Here is a 13,402-nt window from a genome sequence, read left to right on the forward strand (position 1 = left end):
ACAGAATATGTCGACCGTAGCTGTTACCGACGATACTTTTGACGCCGAAGTCAAGAATTCCGACATCCCCGTAGTTGTCGATTTCTGGGCCGAATGGTGTGGCCCCTGTAAACAGATCGGACCCGCTCTGGAAGAGTTGGCGGCTGAATATGGCGACAAGGTCAAGATCGCCAAAGTCGATGTAGACAGCAACCCGAACTCTGCCGCCGCCATGGGCGTACGTGGCATCCCGGCGCTGTTCATCTTCAAGGATGGTCAGGTCGTTTCGAACCGCGCAGGCGCCGCACCGAAAGCCGCGCTGCAAAGCTGGATCGAAGAAGCGCTCTGATCCGGTTCGGGAAACAACGTTTGAAGGCGCCTTATTCGGGGCGCCTTTTTTCGTATCTGGGGCAAAGCGCTTCCGGCTGAATTGTCTGACTGGAAAAAGCTGCGCAGAAAAAGAAAAGGCCGCCCAGACCCGGGCGGCTTATCTTGAATTCACGAATTCTCGTGGATCAGAGGGTGGTGATATCCGCGCGGCACAGGCCGATATCGTCCAGCTGTTCATCACTGAGAGCCGACAGGGCATTGCGGGTTTTGCGGGATTCATTCCAATCGGCGGCTTTTTCAAAAGCGCCAAAAAACGCGTCCACTACATGCAGGATGGTAGCTGCTCCGAGCGGCGCATGGATATTTGCGGTAGTTGCCATTTGCGCATTCCTTATAAACAGAAACAGCCGACCCGTTGTCGGTTGTGAGCCTCATGTAGGATTTTCAGCTGAGTCCCACAATTGCTGGTTTTACAGCCCCGATTTGCGTTTTTTGCATATCTTATAAGCAAGTTGTGAACTGTTGCGCTGCGGATGAGACCGGCCCATATAGAACAGCAGGCGAAAACGGAGGCCCCCATGGCAGACAGCGACTTTCCCGGTTGGCACGGCACAACCATTATTGGCGTCAAAAAAGGCGGGCAGGTGGTCATTGCCGGGGACGGGCAAGTCAGCTTGGGCCAGACCGTGATCAAAGGGACCGCGCGCAAGGTACGCCGCCTGTCACCCGGCGGATTCGAGGTTGTCGCAGGCTTCGCCGGATCAACCGCCGATGCCTTTACCCTGCTGGAACGTCTGGAAACCAAGCTTGAGGCCACGCCCGGCCAACTGGCCCGCGCCTCGGTCGAGCTGGCCAAGGACTGGCGCACCGACAAATACCTGCAAAAGCTTGAGGCGATGCTGATCGTCACTGATGGCAAGGATCTGCTGGTGATCACCGGGGCAGGGGATGTGCTGGAGCCGGAACACAACGTGGCTGCCATCGGATCGGGTGGCAATTTTGCCCTGGCGGCGGCGCGCGCGATGATGGATGGCGACAAACCGGCGGAACAAGTCGCCCGCGAAGCCATGGCCATCGCCGCCGATATCTGCGTCTATACCAATGGCAATCTCACGGTTGAGAAGATCGGCGGCTAATCCGGCTGCTTACCTTTTCGACGGCAGTTTTGGCCCCAGAATCGTTCCCGACCGAGCGCCAATATTCGGACCCGGCAGGTTTATCTGCCGAGAAGACCCTGGCCGACCCATGAATTGCCCAGACCGCGCGCCGAGATTTGGACCAACAGACTCAAGTGGGTAAAAACTGCGACCCATGAATTGCCCAGATCGCGCTCCAAGATTTGGGCCAACAGACTCAAGTGGATCAAACTTGCGCCCCATAAATTGGCCGGATTGGGAACCAGGCGGTTTCCTCGGCCCCAAAACTGTACTCGAACTTTCGTGTGCTGCCCGCTTGTTGACAACGTGACCGCCTAGATCAGAGGAATCTGCCAGAAACGGCGGCGGCGGCGCCACCTGCTGCGCAGGCAATGGGCCCGTGGCCAACAGCCCAATCAATAGTGCCGCGCCCGTAATCCTGAGGGATTGGATTACCTTCATCTTCCCTGCTCTCATTCGTGGACAATATCCGTCTAAGCCAATAGAGCCGAGATTTCCTTGGATTTCCAGCGCCGATGCATGCCGATCAGCCCCAGTATCGCCGCGACGATCACGATGTAATAGGGCAGGCGGATGTCGATACTCATCAACCCGCCGCCGATCAAGGACATGACGCCCCCGGCCAGACAGAAGACAGCCGTGGTCACCCCCATGACCCAGCCTTGATCGGTGTCGCTGACACTGGAGGAAAACAGGCCCAGCAGTGTCGGGTATGAGACGCCAAAGAAGAAATAGAAGAAAAAGACCGGGACATAGCTCAGCACACCGCTGGGGCTGAAGGCGAAACCTAGGCCGCTGATCACCATCACAACCAGTGAGACATAGATGATCTGGTGTTTGCTGAACCGTTCCTGCGCAGGTTTGACCAGGAAGGTGCTGGAAAAGGCCAGCGCAACCCCAATGACGACCATGGCCATGCTGCCGCCGATGACCCCGTATCCAAATGCGCTGGTCAGGAAGTTGTCGACAAACACATAGAAGGTCACATTGGCGATCATGAACAGGCCATAGACCGGCATGATTTTCAGAACCATCGGATGTTCGCGCACCGCTATCAGGCTGTCGGTGATATCGCGGGGGCGAAAGACAAAGGGCTCACGCTCGGTCCGGGTATCCTTGAAATACGCGGCGACAAGGAAAATGGCGATCATCACCAGAACAAGGGCGCCGTAGAATGGCGTTTTCAGCGTCGCCGCGCTGCCCAGCAGGGCCGAGTCCGACAGGACCGCGCCAATAATGGGACCGCCAACCAGGCCAAAGCTGACACCTGTCACGATATAGCCCATGTTGCGGTCGCGGTCAGTGACATCGGTGCTGCCGTCAATCATTGCCGCCTGCGCGATCGGCTGGTTGCCAGCCGTAAACCCCGTGATCGACCGGCCGACAATCAACAGCAACAGGCTGTTGAGATACAGCGCAGCGATGGTCAGCGCATAACCTATCAATGCCCCTCCCAGACACACTAGCAGCGCGTTCTTGCGACCAATGGAATCTGAAACCTTAGAGACATAGACCACGCCCAGAAACCAGGACAGAAAGAAACAGCCAATCACCAAGCCGTAGTAGAAATGCCGGGTGCCCATGGCCGTGTTTTCAGGCAGGAACCCCGATTTCGTCTCCATGATCAATGAGTTGATGATCGGAAAGACCAACCCTTGCCCGATCAGGTCGACAAACACGACAAACAGCAGGGTGATCTTGGCAATCTTGGTCATTTCCGCGCTCCAGGCCCTCAACGCTTTGAAATCACTGTACCAGAAGCCGGGCGCTTTACCTATGGAAAGCATTTGCAAACCGGGTGGGGCGTTGCTAACCAACGCTGCCGCTGTTGTTTTCGCCGTTGCGGTGATTACCTAGACCGCAGCCAACTTATGCCGACCGAAAGGACTGCCCCCGTGACCGACCTGACCCCGCGCGAGATTGTCTCGGAACTGGATCGCTTTATCATCGGGCAGAAGGATGCCAAGCGCGCGGTCGCCGTGGCGCTGCGTAATCGCTGGCGGCGCAAGCAACTGGCTGATGACATCCGGGATGAGGTTTATCCCAAGAATATCCTGATGATCGGCCCCACCGGCGTTGGCAAGACTGAGATCAGCCGGCGTCTGGCCAAGTTGGCCCGCGCACCTTTCATCAAGGTCGAGGCCACCAAATTCACCGAGGTTGGATATGTTGGCCGCGATGTGGAACAGATCGTGCGTGATCTGGCCGATGCCGCGATCCTGCAGACCCGTGAATTCATGCGTGAGGACGTCAAAGCCAAGGCCCATCAGGCCGCCGAAGACCGGGTGATTACTGCCATTGCCGGGGAAGACGCACGTAAGGGCACCCGCGAGATGTTCCGCAAAAAGCTCAAATCCGGAGAGCTGGACGACACAGTGATCGAGCTGGAACTGACGGATACCTCAAGCCAGATGCCGATGTTCGATATCCCTGGCCAACCCGGCAGTCAGATGGGCATGATGAATCTGGGCGATATTTTCGGCAAGGCCTTTGGCGGGCGCACCGTCAAGAAACGCCTGACCGTCGCCGAAAGCTATGACATGCTGATCGGAGAAGAGGCTGACAAACTGTTGGATGACGAAACCGTAAACCGCGCGGCGCTGGAATCGGTTGAACAGAACGGCATCGTGTTTCTGGACGAGATCGACAAGGTTTGCGCCCGTTCGGACGCACGCGGCGGTGATGTCAGCCGCGAGGGGGTGCAGCGTGACCTGTTGCCTCTGATCGAAGGCACAACCGTCTCCACCAAGCATGGGCCGGTCAAAACCGACCACATTCTTTTCATTGCCTCAGGCGCGTTTCATATTGCCAAACCGTCCGACCTGTTGCCGGAACTACAGGGTCGCCTGCCGATCCGTGTCGAGCTGCGCGCACTGACCGAAGAGGATTTCGTCCGCATCCTGACCGAGACAGACAACGCGCTGACCCGCCAGTACACTGCCTTGATGGGCACCGAGGATGTCACGGTCAGCTTTACCGAGGACGGCATCGCGGCCCTGGCGAAAATCGCAGCGGATGTGAACCAAAGCGTCGAGAATATCGGCGCACGTCGGCTCTACACCGTGATGGAGCGCGTATTCGAGGAATTGTCTTTCACAGCCCCTGATCAGGCCGGTTTGGAAATTACCGTGAATGCACAGTTCGTTGACGACAATCTTGGAGAGCTGACAAAGTCTACGGACCTCAGCCGTTACGTTCTGTAATATCTCCAGCCGGTTTTTGCCGGTCCGTGTCATTGACCCCGCTGGACCTGGGATCAGAATAGAGTAGCGTGTGCGCAAATTCCTTAGGGGGCGACAGGTGCTGCGCTATATTATTTTTGTCCTGACTGCGGCAACGCTTGCCGCATGTGTCGACCGGACCGTATCTCAAACCGTGCCTTCGGCACTGGACATTGGCACGCCCAAAACCATTTACGCAGCAACCACCCGCGCGCGCGAAGCGGACGGATCCTATGGGTACCGCCGCAGCGATCAGCTGCAGTTTCTCGAGATGACAGTCTCAATTCCACCCAATCACAAACCCGGGACATTGGATTTTTCCTATGCCGACCCGGACCCGGAAAATCAGTTCGTGATGGCTGATGAGGACGAGCTTGCCGGACCCCAGGGTCTTGCCTCGCGACTAAGAGGTGTGGACGAGGTTTCGATCTTTATCCACGGCTATAACACGACCCAGTCGGAAACAGTGTTCCGCGCCGCGCAGTTGGAACATGATTTGGAAATACCGGGTGAAACCATGGTCTATTCCTGGCCAAGCCAGGCAACGGGTTATGGCTATGCCTATGACATCGACAGCATGCTGTTCGCCCGTGATGGTCTGGAACAAACTGTTCGCCAGCTGAAATCAATGGGGGTCGATCGGGTTATCCTTGTGGCGCATTCCATGGGCACCGCCCTGACGATGGAGATGATGCGGCAGGCCGAGCTACGCGAACCGGGCTGGTCGCATCGGAATATCGAAGGGGTTGTTCTGATCGCACCGGATCTGGATGTCGATCTGTTCCGGTCGCAGATGGACAGCATCAAAACGCTGCCTGACCCGTTCATTGTGATGATCTCACGCAAAGACAGGCTGCTGAGTATATCCGCACGCCTGCGCGGTACCGCCAAAAGCGAACGTCTGGGAAATATCAGCTCGGCCGATGCGCTGTCCGAATATAAGATCAGTATTCTGGATACGACCGCCTTCAACAGCGATGCCGGGTCGTCTCATTTCGTGGCTGCAACCTCTCCGGCGCTTTTGGCGATTATCAATTCCGCCCGTCGGGTCAGCAGTACCTTTGGCAGGCAACGCGGGATTGACGTGATCGCCCCCGCCGAGGTCCGCAACCCGACCGGGGCGACCGAGATTGAGCTGACCGAGACCGGGCAGGCCAAGGTCAGCTCTCCGTAATGTCCTTTCACCTGGGGCATTATCTGAAAGCAAATGCCTCATGGCTTGGCGCTGGAGTTCTGCTGACCTTTCTGTCCTGTTTTGGGCAAACGTTCTTCATCTCGATCTTTTCCGGCGAAATTCGTGCGACGTTCGGGTTGAGCCATGGGGCTTGGGGTGGGATCTATTCGCTGGGTACGACCGCATCCGCCATCATCATGATCTGGGCGGGCGGGCTTACGGATATCTTCCGGGTGCGTGTGCTCGGCCCCGCTGTCCTGGCTGGGCTAGCCGTGGCGGCGCTAGCGATGGCGTTGAACCGCTGGCTGATCCTGCTACCGCTGGTGATCTTCCTGTTGCGTCTGTTCGGGCAGGGGATGAGCACCCATCTTGCCTTGGTCGCGATGGCGCGTTGGTTTACCACAACGCGCGGCAAGGCCTTGTCGATCGCCTCGGTCGGATTTGCGGTTGGCGAAGCGCTTTTGCCGGTAATCTTTGTCGCTGCGATGGTGTTTTTGGATTGGCGCCTGCTCTGGATCATCTCGGCAGGTATTTGTGTGGCCGGCATTCCGATTCTGCTGCGCTTGCTTCGGCAAGAGCGCACACCGCAAAGTCTGGCCAGCGAGTACTCAGCAGCAGGTATGCAGGGGCGGCACTGGACACGCACCGACGCTTTGCTGAACCCGTTGTTCTGGTTCATGGCCCCCGCCTTGCTGGGTCCTTCTGCCTTTATCACCGCCTTCTTCTTTCATCAGGTCCATCTGGCCGAGGTCAAAGGCTGGCAACATATCGAATTGGTGGCGCTGTTTCCCGTCTACACAGGTGTTTCCCTGATCTCGATGTTTGTCGCGGGATGGGCACTGGATAAATGGGGAACCGCCCGAATGATGCCCTTTTATCAGGTGCCAATAGCTATCGGCTTCATGTTGGCGGCTGCAAGCACCTCGATTGGGGGTGCGGTTGCTGCATTGGTCTTTCTGGGGCTTACCGTCGGCGCAAACAGCACCTTGCCCAGTGCGTTCTGGGCGGAATTCTATGGAACCCGTCATATTGGCGCGATCAAGGCCATGGCCACTGCGGTCATGGTCCTTGGGTCGGCGATTGGCCCCGGACTGACCGGCGTGTTGATTGATCAGGGGGTTCCGCTGGACACGCAGTTCCTGTGGATCGGAGTATTCTTCCTGCTGGTTTGTCTGCTGACCTGGATTGGCATCAGCCGCGCCGCACGCACGCTTTAGCGACTGCGACGCAGATAGACGTAATAGGCCCCGTCGCCACCATGGCTGATATGCGCGGGCGTCACCTGCATCACAGCCTGTGCCAAGGGCGGCAGTGACAGCCATTGCGGTACCTGATTACGCAAGACGCCGCGCGGAGTGGGGATGGGGCCGGGCTCGTCCCGATCCTTGCCCTTTCCGGTCACCACCAGAACCAGACGCTTGCCCGAAGCCTGCGCGGTTAGCACAAAGCGCACCAGCGCCGGATAGGCCGTGTCCATCCGCAAGCCATGCAGGTCCAACTTGCCCTCGGGTCGGAGCTTGCCACGTTTCATCCGGGCAAAAGCCTTGCTGTCCATTTGCACCGGGTTGGCGCGTAACCCTTCGGTAACGGATGGTTTCAACACATGCCGCACACCCCTGCCAGCCGCGTTTTGCCCGACTTCAAACGCCTCGATCCGGGGATTAAATGTCTTTGTCGGTTTCGGCCTGGGCAATGAGGTGGGGTGCACCGACTGCGGCAGTTCGGGATGCAGGCGATCTGCCTGTTTGGTCACCTTGCGCCACAGATCCATTTCGTCAGGGGTCAATTTGCGGCGCGACATCAGAACTCGTCCGGTAAAAGAGCATATGCGCGCTGAATCGGCAGCAGAACCACCATGCGACCCGGATCTTTCAGGCGCCCCGCTGCGGCCCCTGCGGCATCGCCGGTTCCAAAGAAAATATCAGCCCGTTGTGCGCCCTTGATGGCCGACCCGGTATCCTGAGCGATCATCAGCCTGCGCAAAGGATCCTTGCCGTCCTTTTCGACCCAGACTGGAGCACCCAGCGGTGTGTATACCGGATCGGCGGCAATGCTGCGCATGGTGGTGACCGAACGGTTCATCGCACCCAGAGGGCCAAATTCCGGTGCAACACGATTCACCTCGCGGAAGAACACATAAGACGGGTTGTGAAACAGCAATTCGGTACCCGCCTCGGGATTCTTGCGGACCCAGGATTTGATCATCTGCGCACTGACCTGATGCGCACCCAGGGCACCGCGCCGGATCAGTTCGGACCCGATCGAACGATAAGGATGCCCATTGGCGCCCCCATAACCGACCCGCAGCGCCTTCCCATCGGGCAACCGGATACGGCCTGAGCCCTGAATCTGCAGAAAGAACAGCTCGACTGGGTCGTCCACCCAGGCGATTTCAAGACCGCGGCCCTGCATGACATCACCGGTCAGCAGATCGCGACGGGATAACCATTTTTCGGCTCCGCGCGCCTCAGGAGGCATTTTATAGATCGGGTATCTGTACCGCTCCGATCTGGTTTTGGACCCGTCCAGTTCGGGTTCAAAATAGCCTGTGAACAGGCCATCCTTCCCGTCTTCGACCAGAACGGGACGGAAGAACAGCTCAAAAAATGACCGGGCCGCATCGGGCTTATAGGTGCGTGCCACGCCGCACAATGCCTGCCAGTCCGGATCATCCAGATCACCGCACGTGTTCAGAAAAACCGAAAGGGCCGCCCCGTGATCATCGGCGGCCCAACCATTCAGGTCATCATAGGACAGTATGGATCGTGTCACCTCGGCGCTGGCAGAGGTGGTCATGACAGCCACCAGGAAAAGCGACCGAAACGCTGCAATCATGCGTCCGTGGCAACAAGCAGCCAGTTCGGATCGTCCGAGCCCATAACGCGGGCAAAGGTCCAGCTGTCCTTTTGACGTTTAACCGTGTTTGGGTTGCCCTCGATGATATCGCCACCACGATCCCGCACGGCCGAAGTCAGCTCACCAACAAATTTCATGGTGATTTCGGCCTGGTTGGTATCCTTGTCAAAGCTCACATCTGCCAGTGTGGTTTCGCGCACACCGATAAATTCGGCCTCGATGGTCAGCCCCTGATCCTCGCGCGCGGCGACGACCGAAACAAAGGTTTCAAACACCTCTTCCGACAGGAAGGGCTGGATTTCATCCAGATTGCCCTTTTCGAACCCCATGACGATCATCTCATAAGCGCCGCGAGAGCCCTGAACAAATTCACCCACCGAAAAGCCCGGCTCGATCCGTTTCATAGCGGATAGGGTCTGCGCCTGTTCGCTGTCCTCGGGCACGTGATCGGTAATGTCGTGATCTGGCCCACCCTCAATCACCTCAAAATCACGGCGCGACTTATTGGCTTCGGACTGTTGTTGAAGCGGGGGTTTCTCAAAACCCTCACGTGTACCCAGTACGCTTTTCAGGCGCAGGATCAGGAAAACGGCAATTCCGGCCAGGACCAGCAACTGGATCATTGGTTCGTTCATTTCATCCTCTTGGTCAGACCGCGACTTTGTATACACGGCCTCTTGCCACTATGTAGGTGACAGTTCGGGACAAGTCTACCGCCCGACCTGCAGTAAAGGATAATGCAAATGTACCTGTTCCTGGCTTTTTTACTTGTTCCGATCATCGAAATCGGCCTGTTCATTCAGGTTGGTGGGCTAATCGGACTGTGGCCAACCCTTGCGATCGTGGTTCTAACGGCCGTTCTGGGCACCGCTTTGGTACGGACACAAGGTCGCATGGCGTTGGAAAACCTGCAACGATCCTTTGCAGAGCTTGACGACCCGACCGAACCTTTGGCCCATGGCGCGATGATCTTGCTGTCTGGTGTCTTGCTGCTGACACCGGGGTTTTTCACCGATGCCGTTGGATTTGCGCTGTTAATCCCTGGCGTCCGGGTCTCTGTATTCCGTTATCTCCGCTCGAAGGTCACAATCACGCAGTTTCAGATGGGCGGCGGGACGCAGTTCAGGACCGAGCCCCAAGCATCGACCCAGGGCGATGTGATCGACGGTGAATACACCGAGGTTCGCCCCCGTCAGAACCCGTCAAAGCCATCGAAATGGGTCGAAGGGCCGCACCAGCATTGAGGTGCCTCGCCCAACTTGCTAAGCAGTGGCGAATTTCAGTTTCGGAGTAGACCCATGGCCGAAGACGGCGCCCAAGAAAACACCGCGGCCCAGACCGCACCCCAGATCCAGATGCGCGTTCTGGGACAATTCATTCGCGATATGTCCTTTGAAAACGTGATGGCGCAAAAAGGCGTGTCTGGCGATGTCCAGCCCGAGATCGCGGTTCAGGTCAATCTGGACGCCAAAAAGCGCCCGGCTGAGCATCAATACGAGGTGTCGATCAAGCTGAACCTCAAATCCAAAGCCAAGGGCATGGAAGACATCCTGTTCCTGTGCGAGCTGGATTATTGCGGCCTGTTCCATGTGGAAGGTGTCGCCGAAGACCAGCTGCATCCGTTCCTGATGATCGAATGCCCGCGCATGCTGTTCCCGTTCCTGCGCCGCATCGTCAGCGACATCACGCGCGATGGAGGATACCCGCCGGTTAACCTGGACAATATTGATTTTGTCAGCCTGTACCGGAATGAATTGATGCGTCGCCAGGCCGAGACACAAAAGACTCAGGCCTAATCAGGCCTCCCCGCGCCGGAGTGACCTCAGGCGCGGGACCAAAGGGCGTTTTCGCCCAGTTTTTCCACAAATTCCTCATGTGCCGCGCATTCGTCCTGGGTGATCCGGGGCGGCAGGGCGTCTTTGCGCGGCGATGGCCGCCACTCTTCTGCTCCGCCAACCGAAGAAGACGCAGAGGTCGACAGCCCGAAATCTGGCTGACGGCCCCCGATCAGCTCAAGATAGACCTCAGCCAGAATTTCAGAGTCGAGCAACGCCCCGTGCAAAACCCGGTTCGAATTGTCGATATTGAACCGCCGGCACAGCGCATCCAATGAGGCGGGCGATCCCGGAAACCGTTTGCGCGCAATCGCCAGCGTATCCAGCGCCTGATCCATCGGGATCGGCGCCAGACCCATCCAGCCCAGCTCGGCATTCAGGAATTTCATGTCGAATGACGCATTGTGGATCACCAGTTTCGAGTCAGCGACAAAATCCCGAAACCCCTGACCAACCTTGGCAAAAACCGGCTTGTCCTTCAGCGTGACCTGACCTTTTTCCACCGGGCGGGGCGGTTCCAGCAGGTCCGGGCCAATGCCATGCACGCCAAACGCCTCTTCGGGCATGAACCGTTGGGGGTTGATATAGACGTGATAGGTCTCGCCCGTGGCCACATGATTCCAAAGCTCAACCGCACCGATTTCCACAATCCGGTCGCCGCTTTCAGGATCAAAGCCTGTGGTTTCTGTATCGAGTACGATCTCACGCATCTGTCAGCCCTGCCCGTATCTGTCTGACCACATCCTGCACTTGCGCGCGGGCGTGGTCCAGACTGTCCGTGACGATCACAAAATCAGACCGCGCGCATTTTTCGTCATTCGGCATCTGCTTGGCTTTGATCTGCTCGAACTGCGCCTCGGTCATGGTGCCGCGGTCCATCACGCGGCGTTTCTGCTCATCCGCCGGGATCGAAACACAAGCAACCGCATCCATCGCCGCATCTCCACCGGTTTCAAAAAGCAGCGGAATATCGAAAACAAGAATATCTGCGGTGGCTTGTTCCCGGAACGCCGCTCGATCCGCCGCCACCAGCGGGTGAACAATGGCCTCAATCGCTTTCAGCACTGCCGGGTCTGCTGAAATGAACCGTTTCAATACTTCCCGGCTAACCGCGCCGTCGATAATGGCCTCAGGAAACGCCCTACGCATCGGCTTGATCGCTGTCCCGCCAAACGCGTATAGCCGATGCACGGCGGCATCTGCGTCCCACAACGCACAGCCTTCGTCGACGAACATGCTGGCAGTTGTGCTTTTTCCCATGCCGATAGAACCGGTCAGGCCAAGTGCAAAGCTCATCCCAGCACCGCAGCACGCAAATCAGAAGTGACTTCAGGGCGCACCCCAAACCAGCTTTCAAATCCAGGTACGGCCTGATGCAGCAACATGCCAAGGCCATCTACGGGTGTGCATCCCGCCTGTTCTGCTGTTTCCAGCAAGCGTGTCTTAAGTGGCGCATAGACCAGATCGGTGACAATGGCACCGGGCTGTAACCCGTCCAGAGGCACCCGCAGCTCGGGCTGGCCCTGCATCCCAAGCGAACTTGTGTTGACCACAAGTTCCGCATCTTCAACCACGTTGCCCGCTTTCAACCAATCCACCACCGTTATGGTCGTACCAAACTCTTCCTTCAGGCGATCTGCACGTGAGCGCGTCCGATTGGTCAAGAAAATCTCGGGCACACCTGCATCGACCAACGCTTGAAGAACAGCACGCGCGGCGCCTCCGGCACCAAAGACAGCCGCGGGACCATCCGCTGGAATCCAATCTGGGGCGCCGCTGCGCAGGTTCTGCATGAACCCGTACCCATCGGTGTTATCCGCATGGATCGAACCGTCGGGCTGAAACACAAGCGTATTAGCAGCCCCGATCTGCCTGGCCCGGTCCGAAGCCGTATCCGCCAGATCCAAGGCCACCTCTTTATGGGGCACTGTGATGTTGGCCCCGACAAATCCGGCTTTGGGCAAGGTTCGTAGAACAGCCTCAAGATCATCCGGTGCGACATCCATGGGGATATAGTGACCGGCCAGGCCATAAGTTTTCAGCCAATGGCCATGCAGTATTGGGGATTTCGAATGGGCAATCGGATGCCCGATCACACCCGCCAGCGGGATCTGCTTGCCACTCATTGATCAATCACCCCTTTGACCGCCAGAAAATTCAACAGCTCCAATAGGGGCATACCCAAAACGTTAAAATAGTCACCGTCAATGGTTGCGAACAGCCGCACGCCTTCTTCCTCAAGCTTATAGGCCCCGACAGCGTGGCGGATGCTGTCCCAGTTCCGCGCAACATAATCGCGCAGATAGGCGTCCGAACTCATCCTCATCCGCAGGCGCACCTGACCTACATGTCGCCAGATCGGCTCACCATTCTGATAGATGACGGCTGCGGATAACAGCATATGCCGCTTGCCCCGCATCGCTTTGAGCTGCGCCAGCGCATCCTCGGGCGATTGCGGTTTGGACAAAAGCTGACCTTCGAAATCCAGCACCTGATCACATCCCAGAACCATCGGCCCCGGCACCTTGTCGCTGACCTTGCGGGCTTTCATCTCTGCCAGAGTATCGGCAATATCACGTGGAGATGCCTCTTCGGCCAGCAAAGCCCGTTTGGCGGTCTCTTCGTCCACGCGTGCAGTTTGAACGGTAAACCGCACGCCCGCATTCTCTAGCAACTGCGCGCGAATGGATGACCCCGAGGCCAATATGATGGGGACAGAAATGTGGAAAACCCCCTGAGCAAATGGTTGATCGTTCAAGGATGGTTTGTATGGTTTTCCTGTTGACACGCAAGCCCGGTGTTTTCGCGAAAAACTTCTATGAGTCGCCCGAACCCTGTCCAGTCTGGACA

At 57.5% G+C, this 13,402-nt stretch carries 16 protein-coding genes; 7 read left to right on the plus strand and 9 right to left on the minus strand.

What is annotated here, in order from left to right; all coding sequences use genetic code 11:
• The first annotated feature begins 7 nt into the window (after positions 1-7).
• The gene (gene trxA, locus AC2FLE_RS17700) at positions 8-328 is read left to right on the plus strand and encodes a thioredoxin (RefSeq protein ID WP_271950641.1); all 321 of its coding nucleotides are present in this window, start codon (positions 8-10) and stop codon (positions 326-328) included.
• 166 nt (positions 329-494) lie between these two features.
• Here trxA and AC2FLE_RS17705 read toward each other — a convergent pair whose 3' ends face one another.
• The gene (locus tag AC2FLE_RS17705; RefSeq protein WP_142637449.1) at positions 495-689 is read right to left on the minus strand and encodes a DUF1127 domain-containing protein; all 195 of its coding nucleotides are present in this window, start codon (positions 687-689) and stop codon (positions 495-497) included.
• Positions 690-887: 198 nt separating this feature from the next.
• On the opposite strand from AC2FLE_RS17705, the gene hslV reads away from it, so the two are divergent.
• Positions 888-1,445: an ATP-dependent protease subunit HslV gene (hslV, locus tag AC2FLE_RS17710; protein WP_496698671.1), complete on the plus strand. Its 558-nt coding sequence runs from the start codon at positions 888-890 to the stop codon at positions 1,443-1,445.
• A 494-nt stretch (positions 1,446-1,939) separates the two neighbouring features.
• Here hslV and AC2FLE_RS17715 read toward each other — a convergent pair whose 3' ends face one another.
• Positions 1,940-3,181 carry an MFS transporter gene (locus AC2FLE_RS17715; protein ID WP_496698673.1) on the minus strand — a complete coding sequence of 414 codons (1,242 nt, stop codon included), beginning with the start codon at positions 3,179-3,181 and terminating at the stop codon, positions 1,940-1,942.
• Positions 3,182-3,361: 180 nt separating this feature from the next.
• Between AC2FLE_RS17715 and hslU the strand changes: the two genes are divergently transcribed.
• The 3 genes from hslU (at position 3,362) to AC2FLE_RS17730 (ending at position 7,078) form a co-directional block, all read left to right on the plus strand.
• Positions 3,362-4,669, plus strand: a complete 1,308-nt coding sequence (gene hslU, locus AC2FLE_RS17720) for an ATP-dependent protease ATPase subunit HslU (RefSeq protein WP_496698675.1) — start codon at positions 3,362-3,364, stop codon at positions 4,667-4,669.
• Between the two features lie 97 nt (positions 4,670-4,766).
• Complete coding sequence (locus tag AC2FLE_RS17725) at positions 4,767-5,861, plus strand: alpha/beta hydrolase (protein WP_496698677.1); 1,095 nt, start codon at positions 4,767-4,769, stop codon at positions 5,859-5,861.
• Positions 5,861-7,078 (plus strand): MFS transporter, encoded by a 1,218-nt coding sequence (locus AC2FLE_RS17730; protein ID WP_271950632.1) that lies wholly within the window; start codon positions 5,861-5,863, stop codon positions 7,076-7,078. Before AC2FLE_RS17725 ends, AC2FLE_RS17730 begins: the two co-directional genes overlap by 1 nt.
• Here the strand turns inward: AC2FLE_RS17730 and AC2FLE_RS17735 are convergent.
• Genes AC2FLE_RS17735 through AC2FLE_RS17745 form a run of 3 tightly spaced genes read right to left on the minus strand, consistent with a single transcriptional unit; the run spans position 7,075 to position 9,352 of the window.
• Positions 7,075-7,662: a Smr/MutS family protein gene (locus AC2FLE_RS17735; protein WP_496698679.1), complete on the minus strand. Its 588-nt coding sequence runs from the start codon at positions 7,660-7,662 to the stop codon at positions 7,075-7,077. The genes AC2FLE_RS17730 and AC2FLE_RS17735 overlap by 4 nt on opposite strands.
• On the minus strand, positions 7,662-8,696 hold the full coding sequence (gene mltA / locus AC2FLE_RS17740) for a murein transglycosylase A (protein WP_281995816.1): 1,035 nt from the start codon (positions 8,694-8,696) through the stop codon (positions 7,662-7,664). The genes AC2FLE_RS17735 and mltA overlap by 1 nt, the downstream gene beginning before the upstream one ends.
• The gene (locus AC2FLE_RS17745) at positions 8,693-9,352 is read right to left on the minus strand and encodes a Tim44/TimA family putative adaptor protein (RefSeq protein WP_142637434.1); all 660 of its coding nucleotides are present in this window, start codon (positions 9,350-9,352) and stop codon (positions 8,693-8,695) included. The genes mltA and AC2FLE_RS17745 overlap by 4 nt, the downstream gene beginning before the upstream one ends.
• 108 nt (positions 9,353-9,460) lie before the next feature.
• Between AC2FLE_RS17745 and AC2FLE_RS17750 the strand changes: the two genes are divergently transcribed.
• Positions 9,461-9,961, plus strand: a complete 501-nt coding sequence (locus AC2FLE_RS17750) for an FxsA family protein (RefSeq protein WP_496690198.1) — start codon at positions 9,461-9,463, stop codon at positions 9,959-9,961.
• A 54-nt stretch (positions 9,962-10,015) separates the two neighbouring features.
• Entirely contained in the window at positions 10,016-10,513 is a 498-nt protein-coding gene (gene secB / locus AC2FLE_RS17755; protein ID WP_142637430.1) for a protein-export chaperone SecB, read from the plus strand.
• Between the two features lie 26 nt (positions 10,514-10,539).
• On the opposite strand, the gene dnaQ is transcribed toward secB, so the two are convergent.
• From dnaQ to AC2FLE_RS17775, 4 genes are read right to left on the minus strand one after another with little or no spacing between them, the layout of a single operon-like run.
• Positions 10,540-11,262, minus strand: a complete 723-nt coding sequence (gene dnaQ / locus AC2FLE_RS17760) for a DNA polymerase III subunit epsilon (protein ID WP_496698682.1) — start codon at positions 11,260-11,262, stop codon at positions 10,540-10,542.
• The gene (coaE, locus tag AC2FLE_RS17765; RefSeq protein ID WP_496698683.1) at positions 11,255-11,848 is read right to left on the minus strand and encodes a dephospho-CoA kinase; all 594 of its coding nucleotides are present in this window, start codon (positions 11,846-11,848) and stop codon (positions 11,255-11,257) included. Before coaE ends, dnaQ begins: the two co-directional genes overlap by 8 nt.
• On the minus strand, positions 11,845-12,678 hold the full coding sequence (locus AC2FLE_RS17770; protein ID WP_496698685.1) for a shikimate dehydrogenase: 834 nt from the start codon (positions 12,676-12,678) through the stop codon (positions 11,845-11,847). The genes coaE and AC2FLE_RS17770 overlap by 4 nt, the downstream gene beginning before the upstream one ends.
• Positions 12,675-13,274: a Maf family protein gene (locus tag AC2FLE_RS17775; RefSeq protein ID WP_142637605.1), complete on the minus strand. Its 600-nt coding sequence runs from the start codon at positions 13,272-13,274 to the stop codon at positions 12,675-12,677. Before AC2FLE_RS17775 ends, AC2FLE_RS17770 begins: the two co-directional genes overlap by 4 nt.
• Positions 13,275-13,402 lie beyond the last annotated feature (128 nt).

This window comes from Ruegeria sp. CDSA077 (assembly GCF_059612265.1).